Raw genomic sequence first — 17,114 nt, forward strand, 5'->3', positions numbered from 1 at the left:
GGCCTGCTCCTGGAATCGGCGAACGCCGGCCACCGCCGGAGCACGCCCGCACGTCACCGCGCACGAGCACGGCCGGGGCATGGTCGGAGGGCCGCCGTCCGGAACGCGTGGTACGGCTTCCTGTAGTACGTCGCCGCCTGGGCATTCGGGCTCGGAACGGCCCCCGCCGTCCCACACCGCTGCGCGTCAGCTCCGGCTTCGCACCGGATTCCCCCACGTGGCAGCCCAGGACGCTACCGGAGTGATCAAGGGTCCGCCAGCCACCCGGAGGGCGGGCGGGTGCCGGACCCGCGCCGTGCCCGGGGGAGCGCCCCGTGAGACTCATGCCACCTTGACGCGTCACCGGCATCCGTGTTGCACTCCGGCTGATAACTGCTCAGTACCAGGGGAAGCCGGTCGAATTCCGGCGCTGACCCGCAACCGTAGGCCCGGGGCGTCCCGGGTGAGCCGGAATGCCTGGGGCTGGGTCACAGTACGAAGAACGCCGTCGCGGACTGCGGTGTGGTCGTCGCAGCCTCCCCATGGCCAGTGAGCCCTGCGGGGGCGCATCGCCACGTACGCAGCCGCCCGGCAGAGACGAGGGCCGCGGTGGGGACCGAACAGCAGGCGCAACGGCATGCGGGGACGAGACGGCGGTTCTTCTCCCTCGTGACCGCGTCCTTCCTGACGCTCGGTGCGGGAGTGGCCTTCCTCACGGTTCCCGGCTCCGCGAGCGCCGATCCGATCGAGCAGTGCACGGCCACCACCGGCGCCGTCGTCGCCGTGGACTTCGGCCCCTTCGGCGGCAAGGTCGAGCGCGGCTGCGACACCACCCCCACCACCGGCTACGAACTGCTGCACACCGGCGGCTTCACCACCGAGGGCACCGTCCACGACGGTGACGGATTCATCTGCCGGATAGGCAACGGCGCCTTCGACTCCGGTACGCAGTACCCCACTCCGGCCAAGGAGGACTGCGTCCTCACCCCGCAGGCCACCGCGTACTGGTCGTACTGGACCGCCTCGCCCGGCCAGAAGAGCTGGACCTACAGCTCGCTCGGCGCCCTGGCCCGCACCCCGAAGCCCGGTGATGTGGACGCCTGGGTCTACGGCGGCACCGACGTCGGCGGCACCTCGGGCAAGCCCGGCTTCTCCCCGGACGACGTGCGCGCCGGGGGAGGTTCCACCCCCGATCCGACCGTGCCGACGGCCCCGCCCACCGTGCCCGCGGGGTCGGTCGACGTCGCCGCGGCCACCCGCTGGGTCACCGGGAAGCTGACGGACGGGGAGCGCGTCGTCGACGAGGGCGCCACCGCCCCGAACCATTTCCTCACCACCGAGGCCGTGTTCGCCCTGAAGGCCGGCGACCCGGACGGCCCGGCGGCCAAGAAGGTCGCGGACTTCCTCGCCGCGCCCGCGCAGACCGATGCGTACGCCTACCCGGCCGGCAAGGACAAGATCCCCGACGCCACCGCGGCCGCCCGTCTCGCGCTCGTCGCCGAGGCCACCGGCAAGGACCCCCGCGCCTTCGGCGGTCACGATCTGCTCGGCGACCTCCTGACGTACGTCTGCCCGCGCGACATCGGTGACGGCGAGAACGTCGAAGGCTGCCTGACCAAGGGGGACTTCCGCACCACCGGCCAGTCCGAGGCCCAGGCCATGGCCGTCATCGCCCTGCTGAACGGAGGGGTGACACCGCCGGCCGACGCCGTGAACCGGCTGACCGGGCTCCAGTGCGAGGACGGCGGCTTCACCTCCATCCTCATCCGCTCCGGCGAATGGTGCGACAGCGACGCGAACTCCACCGGGCTGATCACGCTGGCCCTCAAGCGGGCCGGCGGTCACGACGCCGCGGTGCGGAAGGCCCGCGGCTGGCTCAAGAAGTCCCAGCTGGCGACCGGTGCTTGGCCCTCCGCCGGGTACCTGACGACCGGCAGCCCGGCCTCCACCGCCTGGGCCGCCCAGGCCCTGCGCGCCCTCGGCGACGAGGCGTTCGCGGACGCGGGCGTCTCCTGGCTCTCCCGGCACCAGTTCCCGGGGGCCGGTTTCGGCTTCGAGGAGGACGACACCGAATCACGGCTGTTCGCGACCGCCCCGGCCGCCGTTGCGGGCGCCAGGACCGACCTGGTCGCGCTGACCGCGAAGAAGACCACCCCGCCGACCACCCCGCCGGTCACTCCCCCGGTGACCCCGCCCGTCACCCCTCCCGCCGGTGACGGGCCGGATCTGAGGAAGGGCTCCGCGTACCTCGCCGACCACAGCCGTCTGATCCAGGGCCGCTACTACGAGAGCGGCCCGGGCACCGGCTTCGCCGACTACGGACTGACCATCGACGGCGCCTACGCGCTCGCGGCCACCGGCCGCGACGACTCCGCGCTGCGGGGCATCGTCGACTTCCTCGACAAGAGCGGCAAGGACGGCAAGGGACGCACGATCAACGACTGGACGCTGATCGGCACCAAGTACGCCGGTGGCGGCTCCCTCGGCAAGACCGCCCTCCTCGCCGAAGCCGTGGGCCGCGACCCCCGCGACTTCGGCGGCCAGGACCTGCTGGCCGCGCTCGCCAAGGGCATCTGCGCGGCGAAGAACGACACGCCCAAGCAGTGCGCGGCGAAGGGCAACTACGCCTACGCCACCTCCGTCTTCTCCCAGTCCCTCGGCGTCATCGCCCAGGTCCGGGCCGGCGAGACGGCCGCCGCCGCCGAACCGATCGCCTACCTCAAGAGCCTCCAGGAGCCCTCGGGTGCCTGGCCCAGCCTGATCGGCGAGGCCAGCGGGGCCGAGGTGGACTCCACCGCGATGGCGGCCATGGCCCTCGATCTGCTCCCCGACGCGGCCTCGCAGCAGGCCGTCGACCGGGCCGTCGCCTGGCTGGCCGCCCAGCAGAAGGACGACGGCGGTTTCCCCGGCGCATCCGGGAACTCCGTGAACTCCGCGGCCCTCGCGGTGCAGGGGATGTCCCTGGACGGCACGAAGTACGCGGACCGCATCGCCAAGGCCCGTAAGTTCCTCGCCTCGCAGCAGAACGGCGACGGCGGCTTCACCATCGCCAAGGGCGGCCAGCCCGGTTCCGACGTCCGGGCCTCCGCGCAGGCCGTCGGCGGCGCCACCGGCATCTCCTTCGGCCTGCTGACCCGCGACCTGAGCGGCACCGGCCCGCAGCCCGAACCCGGCACCTCGGTGCGGCCCTCCTCCTCCCCCTCCTCGCCCGTCATCGTGACCCCGGGTGAGAGCGGGGGCGGCTCGGGCTCCGGCGCGAACGGCGGGGGCCTCGCCTCCACCGGCGTCCAGGCCGGCGGGCTCGGTGCGGCGGCCCTGCTGCTGACCCTCGGCGGCTGGGGCCTGACCCGCGCCGCGAAGCGCCGCCGCGCGGCCACCGGGGGCGAGGCGTGACCCGCGTCCTGCGGGCCCTGTCCCGTACGGCCGCCGCGCTCGGGCTGACGGTGGCGGCCCTCGCCGCCACCGCGGCCCCGGCAGGGGCGGCCCCGCTGCCCATCGGGCAGTGCACCACGTCCTCCGGGGCCGTCCTCGCCGTGGACTTCAGCCGCTGGGGCGGGCCGGTCTACCGCTCCTGCGGCTCCACCCCCACCACCGGCTACGAGCTCCTCAACCAGGGCGGCTGGGCCACCACCGGCACCGGCCACGACGGCCCCGCCTTCATCTGCCGCATCGGCTACAGCGGCTTCCAGGGCGGCAAGCAGTTCCCCACCCCGCAGCAGGACGACTGCGTACTGACGCCTCCCGCCTCCGCCTACTGGTCGTACTGGCACGCCGACCCGGGCCGCACCACCTGGGAGTACAGCCAGCTCGGCGCCATGCTCTACAAGCCCGAGCCGGGCAGCGTGGACCTGTGGATCTTCGGCGGCACCGACATCGAGGGCACCGAGGGCAAGCCCACCGTCACCCCCGACCAGGTGCGGGCCAAGAACACCGCGCCCACCGGCGGACCCGCGCCCAAGGACACCCGCACCGCGGCGCCTCCGCCGCCGGACGTCGACACGGGCCCCGCGCCGGAGCATCCGGCCGCGCCCGGGCCGGCGGCGGCGCCCGGGTCCACCGCTCCGCAGAGCCCGTCGGCCTCGCCGAGCCCCTCCGAGAGCGCCTCCCCGGCTCCTTCCCCCTCGGCCTCGTCGAGCGCGCCCGCGGCCGCCGCGTCCGCGCCCGGTCCCCGGGTCGTCGAGGCGGCCCCCGCCGCCGACGCCGCCCACGACGCGGGCTCGTACCTGCCCGCCGTCGCCACCGGGGCCCTGGTGCTCCTGATCGGTGGCGCCGCCGCGTACACGGCCCGGCGCCGCCGCCGCGGTACGGAGTAGCCGCGTGTCCCGCACCCTCCCCGTGGCCGCGGCCGCGGCCAAGCCGCCCGTGCCGCCCGTATCCGCCGTCGGGCCGGACACGGGCGGCCGGCGGCTGCCCCGCACCCTGCATCCGGTCGCCTGGTGGATCTGGGCCCTCGCCCTGGCCACCGCCGTCAGCCGCACCAACAACCCGCTGCTGCTGTTCCTCGTCCTCGCCGTCCTCGGCTACGTCGTCACCATGCGGCGCACCGAGGCCCCCTGGGCCCGCGGGTTCGCCTACTACCTGTATCTGGCCCTCACCGTGGTCGCGATCCGGGTGCTCTTCCGTGCCGTCTTCGCCACCGGCATCACCCCCCGCGACCACTTCCTCTTCTCCCTGCCGCACATCCCCACACCCGACTGGTACGCGGGGATCCGGCTCGGCGGCCCCGTCTCGCTGGAGGCCCTGCTCTCCGCCGCCACCGACGGACTGCGGCTCGCCTGCATGCTGTGCTGCATCGGCGCCGCCAACACCCTCGCCAACCCCATGCGCGCCCTGCGCGTCCTGCCCGGCGCCCTCTACGAACTGGGCGTCGCCGTCACCGTGTCCATCAGCGTCGCGCCCCAACTCGTGCAGAGCGTGCAGCGGGTGCACCGGGCCCGGCGGCTGCGGGCCGGCCGTGCCAAGGGGTTGCGCGCTCTGCGGGGCATCGTCGTACCGGTGCTCGAGGACGCCCTGGAGCGGTCGCTGCGCCTCGCCGCCGCCATGGATTCCCGCGGCTACGGCCGCGCGGGCACCGCCACCCGCCGCTCCCGGCGGCTGACCGGCGCCCTCATGCTGCTCGGCATGTGCGGTCTGTGTGCCGGGGCGTACGGACTGCTCGACGCCACCGCTCCGCGGCTGCTGGGCCTGCCGTCCATGGGGGCCGGCGCCCTGCTGTGCTTCGCGGGGCTGCGCCTCGGCGGCCGCCGCATCACCCGGACCGCCTACCGGCCGGACCCGTGGCGTGCGGCCGAGTGGGCCGTGGCCGGCTGCGGGATCCTCTCCGCGGCCCTCCTCTTCACGAACGCCGGTTTCAACGCCGCCGAACTCAACCCTTCGATCTACCCGCTCAGTTGGCCCACCCTGCCGCTCGTACCCGCCGCCGCGATCCTCCTCGCGGGTACCGCCGGCTTCCTGGCCCCGCCCCCGGCCCCGCCCGCCCGTGCGGCCGTCCCCGCCCAGCGCACCGAGGAACCCAAGTGATCACCTTCGACGAGGTCACCGTCCAGTACGACGACGCGGACGAACCGGTCCTGCGCGAGGTGAACCTCACCGTGGAGGAGGGCGAACTCTGCCTGGTCGTCGGCCACACCGGGGTGGGCAAGTCCACCCTCCTCGGCGCCGTCAACGGCCTCGTTCCGCACTTCACCGGCGGCACCCTCTTCGGCAGCGTCGTGGTGGACGGACGGAACACCGCGGAGCATCCCCCGCGCGAACTCGCCGACGTGGTGGGCGTGGTGGGACAGGACCCGCTGGACGGGTTCGTCACCGATACGGTCGAGGAAGAACTCGCCTACGCGATGGAGCAGTTGGCCGTGCCTCCGGCCACCATGCGCAAGCGCGTCGAGGAGACCCTCGACCTCCTCGGCCTCGCCGACCTGCGCCACCGCGCCCTGCACGAACTGTCCGGCGGCCAACAGCAGCGCGTCGCCATCGGCTCCGTCCTGACCGCCCACCCGCGGGTCCTGGTCCTCGACGAGCCCACCTCGGCCCTGGACCCCACGGCCGCCGAGGAGGTCCTCGCCGCCGTCACCCGCCTCGTGCACGACCTCGGCGTCACCGTGCTGCTCGCCGAACACCGCTTGGAGCGCGTGGTCCAGTACGCCGACCGCGTGATCCACCTCCCGGGCAACGGGCTCGTCGTATCGGGCCCGCCCGCCGAGATCTTCCGTACCTCGTCCATCGCACCGCCCGTCGTGGAGCTCGGCCGCACGGCCGGCTGGTCCCCGCTGCCGCTGTCCATCCGCGACGCCCGGCGTGCGGCCGCCCCCTTGCGGGCCCGGCTGGCCGGCCGCACTCCCCCGCCGGTACGCCGCGCGCCGACGGCCGCCCTTCCGGAACTGCTCACCGCGCGCGGGGTCACCGTGGCCTACCACGGCGTCCCGGCCGTACGGGAGGTCGACCTCGCGCTCCACGGCGGCGAGGTCACCGCGCTCATGGGCCGCAACGGCTCCGGCAAGTCCTCGCTCCTCTGGGCCCTCCAGGGATCGGGTCCCCGCAAGGCCGGCACCGTGTCCGTCGGCGGTCCCGACGGCGGCACGAAGCCGCGGGATCCGCAGAAGCTGTCCGCCGCGCAGGCCCGGCAGCTCGTCGGTCTCGTCCCCCAGACCCCGACCGACCTCCTCTACCTCGAATCGGTCCGGCAGGAACTCGACCAGGCCGACGCCGAGTCCGGCATCGGCGCGGACGGGATCCGGGCCCGCACCATCCTGGACCGGCTCACACCCGGCATCCCCGACGCCACCCACCCCCGCGACCTCTCCGAGGGGCAGAAGCTCGCCCTGGTCCTCGCGATCCAGCTGACCGCCGCCCCCCGGGTGCTGCTCCTGGACGAGCCCACCCGCGGCCTCGACTACCGCGCCAAGAGCCAGCTCATCGGCATCGTCGACGATCTGGCCGCGGAGGGCCGGGCCGTCGTGATCTCCACGCATGACGTCGAGTTCGTCGCCCGGGCCGCCGACCGCGTCGTGGTGATGGCCGAGGGGGACATCGTCGCCGACGGCCCCACCACCGAGGTCATCGTCGCCTCCCCCGTCTTCGCCCCGCAGACCGCGAAGATCCTCGCCCCGCTGCCCTTCCTGACCGTCGGCCAGCTGGCCGCCGTGCTCCCCGCCCCCGACGGAACGGGCCCGCACGCGTGAACACGTACGCCGCGGCCATCCGCATCCGCCCCCGGGCCGCAATCGTCATCACCATGGCGGCCTTCCTCGGGCTCGTCGCGTTCTTCTGGCCCTTCCTCGTCGCACCTGGGAAGTTCGGCTCGAACTACGCTCCGCCGCTGATCTTCGGCGTGCTGCTCGCCATCGTGCTCTGCGTCGTCATCTCGGAGATCGCCGAGGGCGGCATCAACTCCAAGGCCCTGGCCATGCTGGGCGTCCTGTCGGCCGTCAATGCCGCCATCCGCCCCCTCGGTGCGGGCACCGCCGGGATCGAGACGGTCTTCTTCGTCCTCGTCCTGGCCGGCCGCGTCTACGGACCCGGCTTCGGCTTCACCCTGGGCTGTACGTCCCTCTTCGCCTCCGCCCTCATCACCGGCGGGGTCGGGCCCTGGATGCCGTACCAGATGTTCGGCTGCGCCTTCGTCGGCATGCTCGCCGGCTTCCTGCCCAAGGCCACCGGCCGCCGCGAGGTCGCCATGCTCGCGGTCTACGGATCGGTCTCGGGCTACCTCTTCGGTTTCCTCCTCAACCTCTCCTTCTGGCCCTTCTCCCTCGACCCCGACAGCTCCATCGCCTACCTCCCCGGTCTCCCCTTCACCGAGCAGTTCCAGCGCTACCTCGCCTTCGACCTCGCCACCTCGCTCGGCTGGGACACCGGCCGCGCGGTCACCAACTTCGTGTGCGTCTGCCTCGCCGGCCCGGCGGTCCTCACGGTCTTCCGCCGGGCGGCCCGCAAGGCACGCTTCCAGGCCGCCGTCCGCTTCGCACCGCGCACGCCCCCGGCCGGGCAGAACCTCCCGGGCCGGCCGGCGTCCTGAAGCCCGGCCGGCACCGGCGTCGGCGCCGGGCCGGGCGCTCCGCTGCGCGCCCGGCCCGTGGCGGTCAGGTCGGGGGGACGCTCAGCAGGACCACGCCGGTCGAGACGACCACGGCCGCCGCGATCCGGCGCGCGCCGAGCGCCTCCTTGAACAGGAGCGTTCCGATGACCGCCGCCCAGATGACCCCCGTCTCCCGGAGCGCGGCCACCTCCGCCGTCCCCGTGCGCGTCTGGGCCCACAGGACCGTGCCGTACGAGACCGTGGCGACGGCCCCGCCCACCAGCGAGAGCCGGTGGAACGGGGTGAGCAGGTCCGCCAGGGTGCGCCGCTTGGCCCGCGGCATCGCCACGAGCACCAGCGCACCCTCCAGGACGGTCATCCAGGCGGTGTACGCGATCGCCCCCTGCGCCAGCCGCACGCCGACCGCGTCGATGACGGTGTAGCAGGCGATCACCGCCCCCGTGGCGAGTGCGGCGGCGACGGCCGGATAGGGGAACGGCGCGTCCGCGCGCGGACGTTCGACCGAGAGCGCCGTCAGTCCGCCGCAGATCGCCAGGAGTCCGGCGATCTGGCCCGGTCCCAGCCGTTCACCCAGCGCCGCGACGGCGACGACGGCCACCACCAGGGGGGCGACGCCCCGGGCGATCGGGTAGACCTGGCTGAAGTCGCCCAGCCGGTAGGAGCGGCTGAGCAGCACCATGTACCCGGCGTGGGCGATCCCGGAGGCCACCAGGTACGGCCAGGATCCGGCCGCCGGTACGGGGAGCAGCGGCAGCAGGGCCAGGCAGAGCAGGGCCTTGGTGATGCTGATCTGGGTCAGTCCGGCGTCCCGGTCCGGGATCGCCTTGGCCACGGTGTTCCAGACGGCGTGCAGCAGGCCGGCCGTGAGCACCGCCGCCACGGGCAGCGCCGCCGGGGGCACCGCCCCGGCGAGCGTCGCCCCGGGCAGCCCGGCGCTCAGGGGGGTCAAGGCCTCGCCCCGCGCTCAGCCCGCGCCGCCGGGCCGGGGCGGGGCCTGGTGGCGGTGGAGGTCGTGGAAGAAGCCGGGTACCTCCGCGAGGTCGCCGGAGGCGGCGAGCCGGTCGTGGACGTGCCGGGCCACCGCCAGGTCGAGGACCCCCAGCCCGAAGGGCGAGAAGACCACCGGGCGGCCGGCGGGGACGTCGAGCGTGCCTTCGAGGGCGTCGAAGAGCGTGCCGGCGACGAAGTCCCGGTGACCGACGGACTGTTCGGCCAGGTGAGGTGAGGTGCCGGCCTTCAGGCAGTGGTCGATGTCGTCCACGACGTTGTACGCGCCGAGCACGACGTCCTCGGACAGGTCGCGCAGCGACAGGTGCAGCACCAGCGGGGCGTGGGCGAACCACTCCGGATCGGTGACGTGCGGTTCGCCTGCGACGGTGGCGAAGACGACGAGGTCACTGCTGCGGATCAGCTTCTCCGCACTGTCGTGGACCTCTGCCGCGGTGCCCGAGGATTCCCGGAGGTAGCTCCGGAAGCCGTTGGCGTGTTCCTCGCTCAGATCGTGGACGCCGACGGCCTCGAAGTCGAAGCCGGCGGCCGCCAGGTAGTCGTGTACGTAGCGTGCGATGAGCCCGGTTCCGACGAAGCCGAGGCGCCGGGGCCGGACCCTGCGGGCCCGGCTCAGCGTGGTCGCGGCGAGCGCCGCGGAGGCGGCGGTGCGGGCCGCGCTGATGATGGAGCTCTCCAGGCAGGCGAACGGGTAGCCCGTGGTGGTGTCGTTGAGGATCAGGACCGCCGACGCCCGGGGCAGGCCCGCGGCCACGTTCTCGGGGAAGCTGGAGATCCACTTGATGCCGTGGACGTCGGTGTCCCCGCCCACGGAGGCGGGCAGCGCGATGATCCGCGCGGAGGGCCGGTCGGGGAAGCGCAGGAAGTAGGAGTCGGGGTTGACCGTGCGGCCGGCGCCGTGGAGGCGGTAGGCCGTCTCCACGACGTCCACGACCTCGTTCTCCCGGCCGCCGATCACGCGGTGCACTTCCGTGCCGGTGATCACCGCGAAGGTGGGGGTCCCGGTCACCGGACCGCCCCCGTCAGCACGGCCGTACGGGGCTCCGCGCCCGGGTCCGCGTTGATAGCGCCGTGCACCCGCAGGACGATCTCCTGCGGGGTGTGGGTGACGCGCTTGCCGGGGCCCCCGGTCCGCGCGCCGGTCAGGACGTGCAGCAGGCTCGGGCCCGGGCCGGGGTCGGCCGCGCGCAGCTCTTCGAGCGTCTCCACCCGCAGGGCGCCCCGGTATCCGGCGGCGCGGGCGACGGCGGCGAAGTCCGTGCGCCGTACGGTCTGCTGGCCTCCGGTGCTCTCGTGCATGCCGTTGTCCGCGACCACGTGCAGCAGGTCGGCCCCGCCCGCCTCGGCGAGCAGCGGCAGCACCCCGAGGTTCATCAGCAGGGAGCCGTCCCCGTCCAGCGCGATGACCTTGCGGCCGGGCCGGGCCAGGGCGAGTCCCAGGGCGATGGGGGCGGCCATGCCCATGGACCCCACCAGGTAGAAGTTGCCGGGCCGGTCGGCGGCGTTGAACAGTTCCCGGCTCGTGAAGCCGCAGGTGGAGACGATGACCGCGGTGGGATGGCGGTCGAGGAGCTCGGCCGCTATGTCGGAGAGGGTCAGCGGGGCGGTGTGGGGCACGGACATCAGATGCCTTCCCGGACGATGAGCACCGCGCAGCGCTGCTCCCTGTCCATCTGGTCGAGGACGCCGGCGACGGAGCCGGTCACGTCGGACGGGTCGAGCACGGTGTACGGAAGCGCGAACAGGGTGAGCAGCCGCAGGAGTTCGGCGCCGATCACGTCGTGCTCGACGGCGTCGTTGCCGTCGTGTCCGCGCCAGCTGACGACGAGCAGCACCGGCACGTCGTAGATCAGGTTGAAGGAGGTGATCACGTTGAGGCAGTAGCCGAGCCCGGAGTTCTGCATGAGGACGACCGACTTCTCGCCGGCCACCGCGGCGCCGGAGGCTATGCCGAGCGCGCTGTCCTCGCGGGGCGCGGAGACGTAGCGCAGGCCGGTGTGTCCGGGTGCGCCGGGGGCGGCTTCGAGGAGGGTGAACGCCCCGGCCAGCAGACTGCACGGAACTCCGGTGGCCAGGGTGAAGCCGTGCTCCACCAGGCTGTTCAACAGGTCGCGAGCGACGGTGGGGCTCGCGGTGACGGTGCTCATGGGGTCCTTTCGTTCGGGTAGAGGTGCTGTTCGTACGCCGGGCCGTAGCGCTGTTTCAGCTCGGCCAGGGACTTCTCGGTCCACTCGGTGGCCTGCGCGATCCGGGCGCGGGAGGCCACCGCTTCGGGCTGCCAGGTCTCCGGCTGCCACAGCCGGGCGCGCAGGGCGGACTTGGCGCAGTGGAAGTAGATCTCCTCGGCGCTGACCACCAGGGCCAGCGCGGGGCGGTTGCCCCTGACGGTCATCCGGTCGAGGAAGGGGGCCCGGCTGACCAGCCGGGCACGGCCGTTGACGCGCAGGGTGTCGCCGCGGCCCGGTACGAGGAACACGAGTCCCACCCGGGGGTTGGACAGGATGTTGAGCCAGCTGTCGGCGCGCCGGTTCCCGGGGCGGTCCGGGAGCGCGAGGGTGCTGTCGTCGAGGAGGAGGGCGAATCCGGGCGGGTCGCCCCTGGGCGACACGTCGCACCGCCCGTCGGCGGCCGAGGTGGCGAGGAGGCAGAAGGGCGAGGCCGCCAGCCACTGCCGCTCGAACGCGCCGAAGGTGGCGGACTCCTTGCGGTGGACGACCTGATGCGGCTCGCCGACGAGGCGGCGCAGCTCCGCCTCCGAGGTGATCTCGCCCCAGTCCTCGGTCACTTGCGCGTCCTCGGTCACTTGCGCGCCCACATGCGCAGCATGTAGCGGTTGACCTCGTCCGGGCGGTCGTGGTCCATGTCGATCTCGCGGGGCGCGAAGCGGTCCGTGAAGGCGGTCCGTGAGTGCAGGAAGCGGTCGTCGGCGGAGACGAGGGTCTGTCCGCGCTCCAGCCGGATGCGGTACTGCACCGCGGACTGGTCCATCACGGCGTCGAAGAGGTCGAGCGCGGCCTTCTGCTCGGCGGTGATCGGTTCGCCGACCTTCTCGTGGGCGCCCTCGATGTACGTCCGGAAGTACCGGACGAGCGCCTCGCCCTCGGGCGAGTAGGAGATGATCGGCGCCCGGAAGAAGCCGTCCTCGGTGGTCATGCCGCGCTTCTCGAACCAGAAGTCCCCGCCGAGGGTCTCCAGCGCGTCCGGGTAGGCCTCCAGGGCGCTCTGGACGGACCGGGCGTCCACGAGGATCGACTCGCCCCCCACGTAGGCGCTCTGCCCGCAGGACAGCACCAGGTAGTCGATCGGTTCGGAGTCGTTGACGGCGTCGTTGTGCATGTGGGAGCCCTGTTTGGTCTGGTGGTAGCGGGCTCCTTCCTCGACCGTGCCCTGGTGGCCCCGGTCGTAGACCTCGATGAGCCGCCACCCCTGGTGGTTCTGGACCATGGGGCGTCCCAGGGCGGTTCCCAGCAGCCATGCGTAGAGGGCCTGGCCGCGCAGGGTGTCGACGCCCTCGATCCGGTCGTAGACGAGGAAGTGGACCTTGGAGTCGATGATCTCGCGGCTGGCGTCGACCTCGGCGAGGAAGGCGGGGCAGCGGCCGGGGTCCACGTCGGAGTCGTCGATCCTCGTCGCGGTGGACGCCGCGCGGGCGGATTCGCTCAGCTCCGCGACGTACCGGGCGACCTCGGCCTGCGCGCGCGGGGAGAAGACGTGGAAGGCGTCGGCCGGTACGGCCAGGGTGCCGGTGCCCGGTGTGGCGGGTGCGAAGGGCATGGGTGTGCTCTCTCGGTGTGGGAGGGGACGGGTCGTGCTCAGCCGGCTGCGATCTCCTTGAGGACCGCGGCCCTGCTGCGCGGGTCGCGCATGTCGACGTTGACCCGGAAGCAGCGGGAGCTGCAGACCAGGCCGGTGAGCTGGCGCTGCATCTGGAGCAGTGCGCCGGTGAAGGCGCCGATGTCGCCCCCGTGGTGGACCATGAGGTCGTCCTTGAGCCCGTAGGTGGTCACCGCCAGGGCGAACTGGCCCAGGAAGGCCTCCATCACCGGCGGGGAGACCTCTTCGATGCCGCGGCGCCGGTCGGGGTCGTGGTCGGCGATGACGATGTTGCGCACGGGGGCGCTGTCCACCCGGGGGCCGGGGAAGAGCAGGTCCGCCGGGGCGAGGTGATCGCCGCTCTCCAGGTGGGCCCGCAGCCGGTGCCGGTCGATCAGCTGGGCGGTCGCGGAGTCCCTGCGCACCCGTACCGCGGTGGGGACGGCGTGCGCCATGCCCTCCTTCACCAGGGTGTGCGTGTTGGTGAGGAAGCCGGCACCGTCGAGGCAGGCCTGGGACAGGAAGACGGTCTTGCCGCCGCCGTTGGGTCCGACGAGCAGGGTGGCTCCGCCGTCCTGGACGAACCCGGCGGCCTTGAGGTGCAGGTAGCCGTGGTCCACCGCGAAGTCGGTCAGGATCCGCTTCACGAAGTAGGGCCAGACGGTGCGTTCGAGGCGCCGGCCGAAGACGTACGAGGAGTTCCCCCGGGTGAGCAGGTGCGCCGGGGAGCCGAAGATGTGGCTCAGGTAGTAGCCGCTGCGGAAGCGCTGGGCGCGCAGGGAGCGGTCCGCCAGCCGTGTCAGCTCGGACTCGTCGAAGGCGTCGCGCGCCAGGTCCACGCAGTGCACCGCGTAGTCGGGCACGGCGTCCGCGGACGCCTCGCGGGAGAAGTAGTCGTAGGCGCCGAAGGTCTCCAGGTTGGAGGCGATCCGGACCGTGAGCAAATTGAGGTCCACGGTGCGGGCGGAGCGGACGGGGAGTGCCTCCAGGTCCACGGCCGGGGCGGGCGCGGTCACGGCCACCCCTTCAGCTCGGGCAGGCCGGCGGCCGCGGCCGGCGTCGTCCCGGCCGTCGTCCCGGCCGTCGGCAGGACGGCGACGGGGCGGCCGCTGAGCCAGCCCGCCAGGGACTGCGCCGTCCCCCGGATCACGGCTCCCGCGTCCGCGTCCGTGTCCGATCCCGTGGCCGCCGTCGCCTCGCCCCGGACCGTGTCCGCGCCGACCGCGGTCCGCACCCCGTCGGGGAGTCTGACGCGCAGGAACTCCACCAGGTGCAGGGACAGTTCGTCGCTGAGCTCCTCGGTGGTCCGTCCCAGGCCGAGGTCGATCTCGTGCAGGGCGCTCTCGCGCCACCAGGCGAGCTGGGTGGCCAGGAGCGGCGAGTCGCGGTAGGCGCAGGGGCGCTCCCAGTCCTGCGGGTCGAGCGCCGCCCAGGCCTCCTCCAGGGCGGTGAGGCCCTCGTCGAGGCGGTCGCGGAGCCAGTCCGCCGGCCGGTCGTGGAGTTCCTCGATGCGCCGGTCGCGGGTAGGCCGGCCACCGTCGTAGACCTCGATCCGCTCGCCCTTGCGGGTGTACGAGGCCTGCCGGGCGAAGGCCTGCGCGAGGTCGGCGAGGTGGATGAGGACGTGGCCGCGGGTCCACCCGGGAAGGTGGATCGCGGTCCGGACCTCCGCCTCGGACAGGTCCGCCGCCGCGGCGCGCAGCCGGGTGTGCGCGAGGGCGATCGCGTCCAGGCGCCGGCGTGCGGCCCCGTCCTGCGCGCCGCCTTCGGTGCCGTGCTGATCGGGGGTGGGGGCGCTCATGTGCGGTTCCCTTCGGTCGGATCGGCCGGGTCGGTCCCGCGGCCGGTGGAAGCGTTCCCGGCGGAAGCGGGCTCGGCGGAAGCGGGCCCGGACGGCAGGAAGGCGTTGGTCCAGGAGAGGATGTCCCGGAGGACGTGGTGGTCCTTGTGCGGCCGCAGCGCGCCGATCTGGTGGTACATCACCCCTTCGCTGGGCGGTCCCAGCACGGTGAGGCGGGAGTCGACCGTGCCGTCCGCCCGGTACGGGTGGAACTCGGCGGTGAGGTCGAGGCCGCCGGGCACGAAGTCGGGCTCGCCGACCCCGGGGTTGGTCCACTTGCGGACGAGTCCGCGGCGCAACAGGTTCGGGTAGATCGGACGGATGTCCTGCGCGGCGTCGAAGGAGTGGACGCGGGCGTCGACCAGGACGTCCACGTGGCGGGCGGCTCCGGTGACCGTGCCGGTGAGGCCGAAGCGGCCGGTCCGCGGGTCGCACACGACGCGGGTGTCCGGCCCCGTGGAGACGTCCAGGATCCCGTCCTCGATCAGGGCCCGCACCTTCTCCATCGCCTCGCACGAAGCGCCCTGGCAGAGCCGGTTGTGGTGGCCGGTGTAGATCCCGAGGAAGTCGCGGTGGGAGCCGGCGCGCAGGCCGCCGAAGTCGACCGCCTCGATGACCACGCCGCGCAGGTCGCGCCAGGCCCCGTCGGCCGCGGCCTTCGCCGGGTTGTCGAGGTTGCCCTGGGCGGCCCACAGGATGTCCTGGTCGAGGAAGGCCAGCAGCGCGCTGCGGTACTCCTCGTCCGTGCGGTAGCTCCCGCGCGGGACCGGTTCGACGGTCGCCTCCCAGGAGAACCCGTGTTCCGCGGCCCGCCGGTGGTGCTGCCAGGGCGAGGGGGTGGCGGCCACCGCCGCGGCGAACGCCTCGGGGTCGGCGACGAGGCCGAGGAGGTGCTCCGCCGGCCCGGCACCGTGGACGGTGGTGAGGAACCGGCGCAGCGCGGTGTCCACGGGCGGTGCGTCGGGTCCGGCGGCCGTGCGGGCTTCGGCCAGGGACAGCTCGCCGGCCAGGATCCGGTCCAGGGTGGCGGCGAGCCGGCCGGCCAGCTCCCCGATCGGCCCGGTCAGCAGGTCGACGGCCTCCCGGTGGCTGGTGAAGGCGTCGGCGTCCGCGAGGAACTTGGTGTACGCGGGCTGGGCGGCGGCCACGGCCCGCTCGCGGAACTCCGGCCCGTAGAGGGTGCCCTGGTGGATCAGCTGCATCTCCAGCACCACGAGCGGGAAGAGGTGCGCCTCGAAGTCGAGCTGGCGCTGCTCGCGGCCGTTGATCCGCACCGGCCGGCCGACGCTCGCCCGCAGGTCGGTGACGGCCTGGACGGTCAGGAACGCCCCGCGGTACTCCAGGGCCGCGATATCGCGTTCCTTCTGGTTGTAGGGCCGGGAGAAGGTGAAGAGGCCGGACCGGCTGAAGGCGACGACGGATGCCGGTTCGGCCCCGCAGCGCCGGTAGCGCAGCCGGCCGTCGTCCGCGCGCCGGAAGGTTCCGCCGCGCCCCTCGGTGAGGTAGAGGATCACGTCGATCCCGGTGAGCCCCATCCCCATGCAGCCGACGGTGGATCCCGGCGGGACCACGGCCGGGTCCAGCGACCTTTCGAGGGGGTAGGCGGACGGGACGAGGGTGGCGGGGTGCTGCTCGGTGAAGCGGGCCCAGTCGGCCTGCCGCGGGTTGCGGGCGGGGTCGTTGGTGGAGTGGCCGGTGAGCAGCAGGACGAAGTCGGCCTCGTACGGCGGCTCTCCGGACGGCGTCGCTCCTGTCGCTGCCCCGACGGTCGCTGCCCCTCCCGACGGTGCCCCGTCGGGCCGGGCGGCCCCGGGGCCGGCGGCGCGGGTGAGCAGGGCCAGCCGCTCGCCGCGCTCCTCCAGGTCGACGACCTCGTCGTGGCGCAGCTCGACGGTGACGCCGGGTACCGAGCGCAGGATCTCCAGATAGCGCCGGAAGCGGTCCTGGAGGGCCTCGCCGTGCAGGTAGCGCTTGGGCCAGTCCTCGGCGATGAGGTCGTAGACCGGGTCCGCGGTGGTCGCGAACCGGTCGCGGCACCAGTCGAGGAACGTCGGCCGGTCGGGCCGGGCGAGCAGCGGACCGGCGTCCACGACGCTCTCGTCGGCGCCGAAGGCCACCTGGCCCACGATGCGGTTGAGGTAGCTGGTGCGGGTCTGGCGGGGGCTGTGCACCTCGCCGGAGCCGAACTCGCCGGACAGGTCGTAGACCACGATCTCCAGGTCCGCGCCGCGGGAGCGCCCCGCCTCGCCCCGCGTCCCCGCCGCCACCAGGGCGGCCAGTCGTTCGAGGACGTAGGTGCAGGTCGGGCCGCCGCCCACGAGGGCCAGCCGGGTGGGGCCCGCCGCGGCGGCGTCTTCGGTGTGCACCGGCTCTCGTCTCCCTCGGGTGGGTGGTGGCGCGGATGGTGTGGACGGCGTGCCGGGGGTCGCGGGGGCGGGC

At 73.7% G+C, this 17,114-nt stretch carries 14 protein-coding genes and 2 riboswitches; of the genes, 5 read left to right on the forward strand and 9 right to left on the reverse strand.

The window, feature by feature from the left end; all coding sequences use genetic code 11:
• Positions 1 to 139 precede the first annotated feature (139 nt).
• Positions 140 to 214: riboswitch (cobalamin riboswitch) on the reverse strand.
• Positions 215 to 340: 126 nt separating this feature from the next.
• Positions 341 to 479, forward strand: a riboswitch (cobalamin riboswitch).
• A 109-nt stretch (positions 480 to 588) separates the two neighbouring features.
• The 5 genes from ACIA8F_RS24775 to ACIA8F_RS24795 are packed head-to-tail and all read left to right on the forward strand — an operon-like array spanning position 589 to position 7,993.
• A complete protein-coding gene (locus ACIA8F_RS24775) occupies positions 589 to 3,372 on the forward strand; it encodes a prenyltransferase/squalene oxidase repeat-containing protein (RefSeq protein ID WP_399381899.1) in 2,784 nt (927 codons plus the stop codon).
• Positions 3,369 to 4,292, forward strand: coding sequence for a hypothetical protein (locus tag ACIA8F_RS24780; protein WP_399381901.1), 924 nt, complete (start codon positions 3,369 to 3,371; stop codon positions 4,290 to 4,292). Before ACIA8F_RS24775 ends, ACIA8F_RS24780 begins: the two co-directional genes overlap by 4 nt.
• Positions 4,293 to 4,314: 22 nt before the next feature.
• A complete protein-coding gene (locus ACIA8F_RS24785; protein ID WP_399382042.1) occupies positions 4,315 to 5,499 on the forward strand; it encodes an energy-coupling factor transporter transmembrane component T in 1,185 nt (394 codons plus the stop codon).
• Entirely contained in the window at positions 5,496 to 7,157 is a 1,662-nt protein-coding gene (locus tag ACIA8F_RS24790) for an ABC transporter ATP-binding protein (RefSeq protein WP_399381903.1), read from the forward strand. Before ACIA8F_RS24785 ends, ACIA8F_RS24790 begins: the two co-directional genes overlap by 4 nt.
• 53 nt (positions 7,158 to 7,210) lie before the next feature.
• A complete protein-coding gene (locus ACIA8F_RS24795) occupies positions 7,211 to 7,993 on the forward strand; it encodes an ECF transporter S component (protein WP_399382044.1) in 783 nt (260 codons plus the stop codon).
• Positions 7,994 to 8,057: 64 nt separating this feature from the next.
• Here the strand turns inward: ACIA8F_RS24795 and ACIA8F_RS24800 are convergent, their stop codons facing one another.
• The 9 genes from ACIA8F_RS24800 to ACIA8F_RS24840 are packed head-to-tail and all read right to left on the reverse strand — an operon-like array spanning position 8,058 to position 17,041.
• Complete coding sequence (locus tag ACIA8F_RS24800; RefSeq protein ID WP_399381905.1) at positions 8,058 to 8,963, reverse strand: EamA family transporter; 906 nt, start codon at positions 8,961 to 8,963, stop codon at positions 8,058 to 8,060.
• A gap of 15 nt (positions 8,964 to 8,978) precedes the next feature.
• Positions 8,979 to 10,031 (reverse strand): 2,3-diaminopropionate biosynthesis protein SbnB, encoded by a 1,053-nt coding sequence (sbnB, locus tag ACIA8F_RS24805; RefSeq protein ID WP_399381906.1) that lies wholly within the window; start codon positions 10,029 to 10,031, stop codon positions 8,979 to 8,981.
• The gene (locus tag ACIA8F_RS24810) at positions 10,028 to 10,645 is read right to left on the reverse strand and encodes a thiamine pyrophosphate-dependent enzyme (RefSeq protein ID WP_399381907.1); all 618 of its coding nucleotides are present in this window, start codon (positions 10,643 to 10,645) and stop codon (positions 10,028 to 10,030) included. Before ACIA8F_RS24810 ends, sbnB begins: the two co-directional genes overlap by 4 nt.
• The gene (locus ACIA8F_RS24815) at positions 10,645 to 11,169 is read right to left on the reverse strand and encodes a thiamine pyrophosphate-binding protein (protein ID WP_399381908.1); all 525 of its coding nucleotides are present in this window, start codon (positions 11,167 to 11,169) and stop codon (positions 10,645 to 10,647) included. The genes ACIA8F_RS24810 and ACIA8F_RS24815 overlap by 1 nt, the downstream gene beginning before the upstream one ends.
• Positions 11,166 to 11,837, reverse strand: a complete 672-nt coding sequence (locus ACIA8F_RS24820) for an MSMEG_1061 family FMN-dependent PPOX-type flavoprotein (RefSeq protein ID WP_399381910.1) — start codon at positions 11,835 to 11,837, stop codon at positions 11,166 to 11,168. Before ACIA8F_RS24820 ends, ACIA8F_RS24815 begins: the two co-directional genes overlap by 4 nt.
• Positions 11,822 to 12,796, reverse strand: coding sequence for a TauD/TfdA family dioxygenase (locus ACIA8F_RS24825; protein ID WP_399381912.1), 975 nt, complete (start codon positions 12,794 to 12,796; stop codon positions 11,822 to 11,824). The genes ACIA8F_RS24820 and ACIA8F_RS24825 overlap by 16 nt, the downstream gene beginning before the upstream one ends.
• Positions 12,797 to 12,834: 38 nt before the next feature.
• Complete coding sequence (locus ACIA8F_RS24830; protein WP_399382046.1) at positions 12,835 to 13,824, reverse strand: FomB family phosphonate monophosphate kinase; 990 nt, start codon at positions 13,822 to 13,824, stop codon at positions 12,835 to 12,837.
• Between the two features lie 23 nt (positions 13,825 to 13,847).
• Positions 13,848 to 14,636, reverse strand: a complete 789-nt coding sequence (locus tag ACIA8F_RS24835) for a maleylpyruvate isomerase family mycothiol-dependent enzyme (protein WP_399381914.1) — start codon at positions 14,634 to 14,636, stop codon at positions 13,848 to 13,850.
• The gene (locus tag ACIA8F_RS24840; RefSeq protein ID WP_399381915.1) at positions 14,633 to 17,041 is read right to left on the reverse strand and encodes an FAD/NAD(P)-binding protein; all 2,409 of its coding nucleotides are present in this window, start codon (positions 17,039 to 17,041) and stop codon (positions 14,633 to 14,635) included. The genes ACIA8F_RS24835 and ACIA8F_RS24840 overlap by 4 nt, the downstream gene beginning before the upstream one ends.
• Positions 17,042 to 17,114: the final 73 nt, after the last annotated feature.

This window comes from Streptomyces sp. NPDC051563, from assembly GCF_044454225.1.
In the GTDB taxonomy this organism is placed as follows: domain Bacteria; phylum Actinomycetota; class Actinomycetes; order Streptomycetales; family Streptomycetaceae; genus Streptomyces.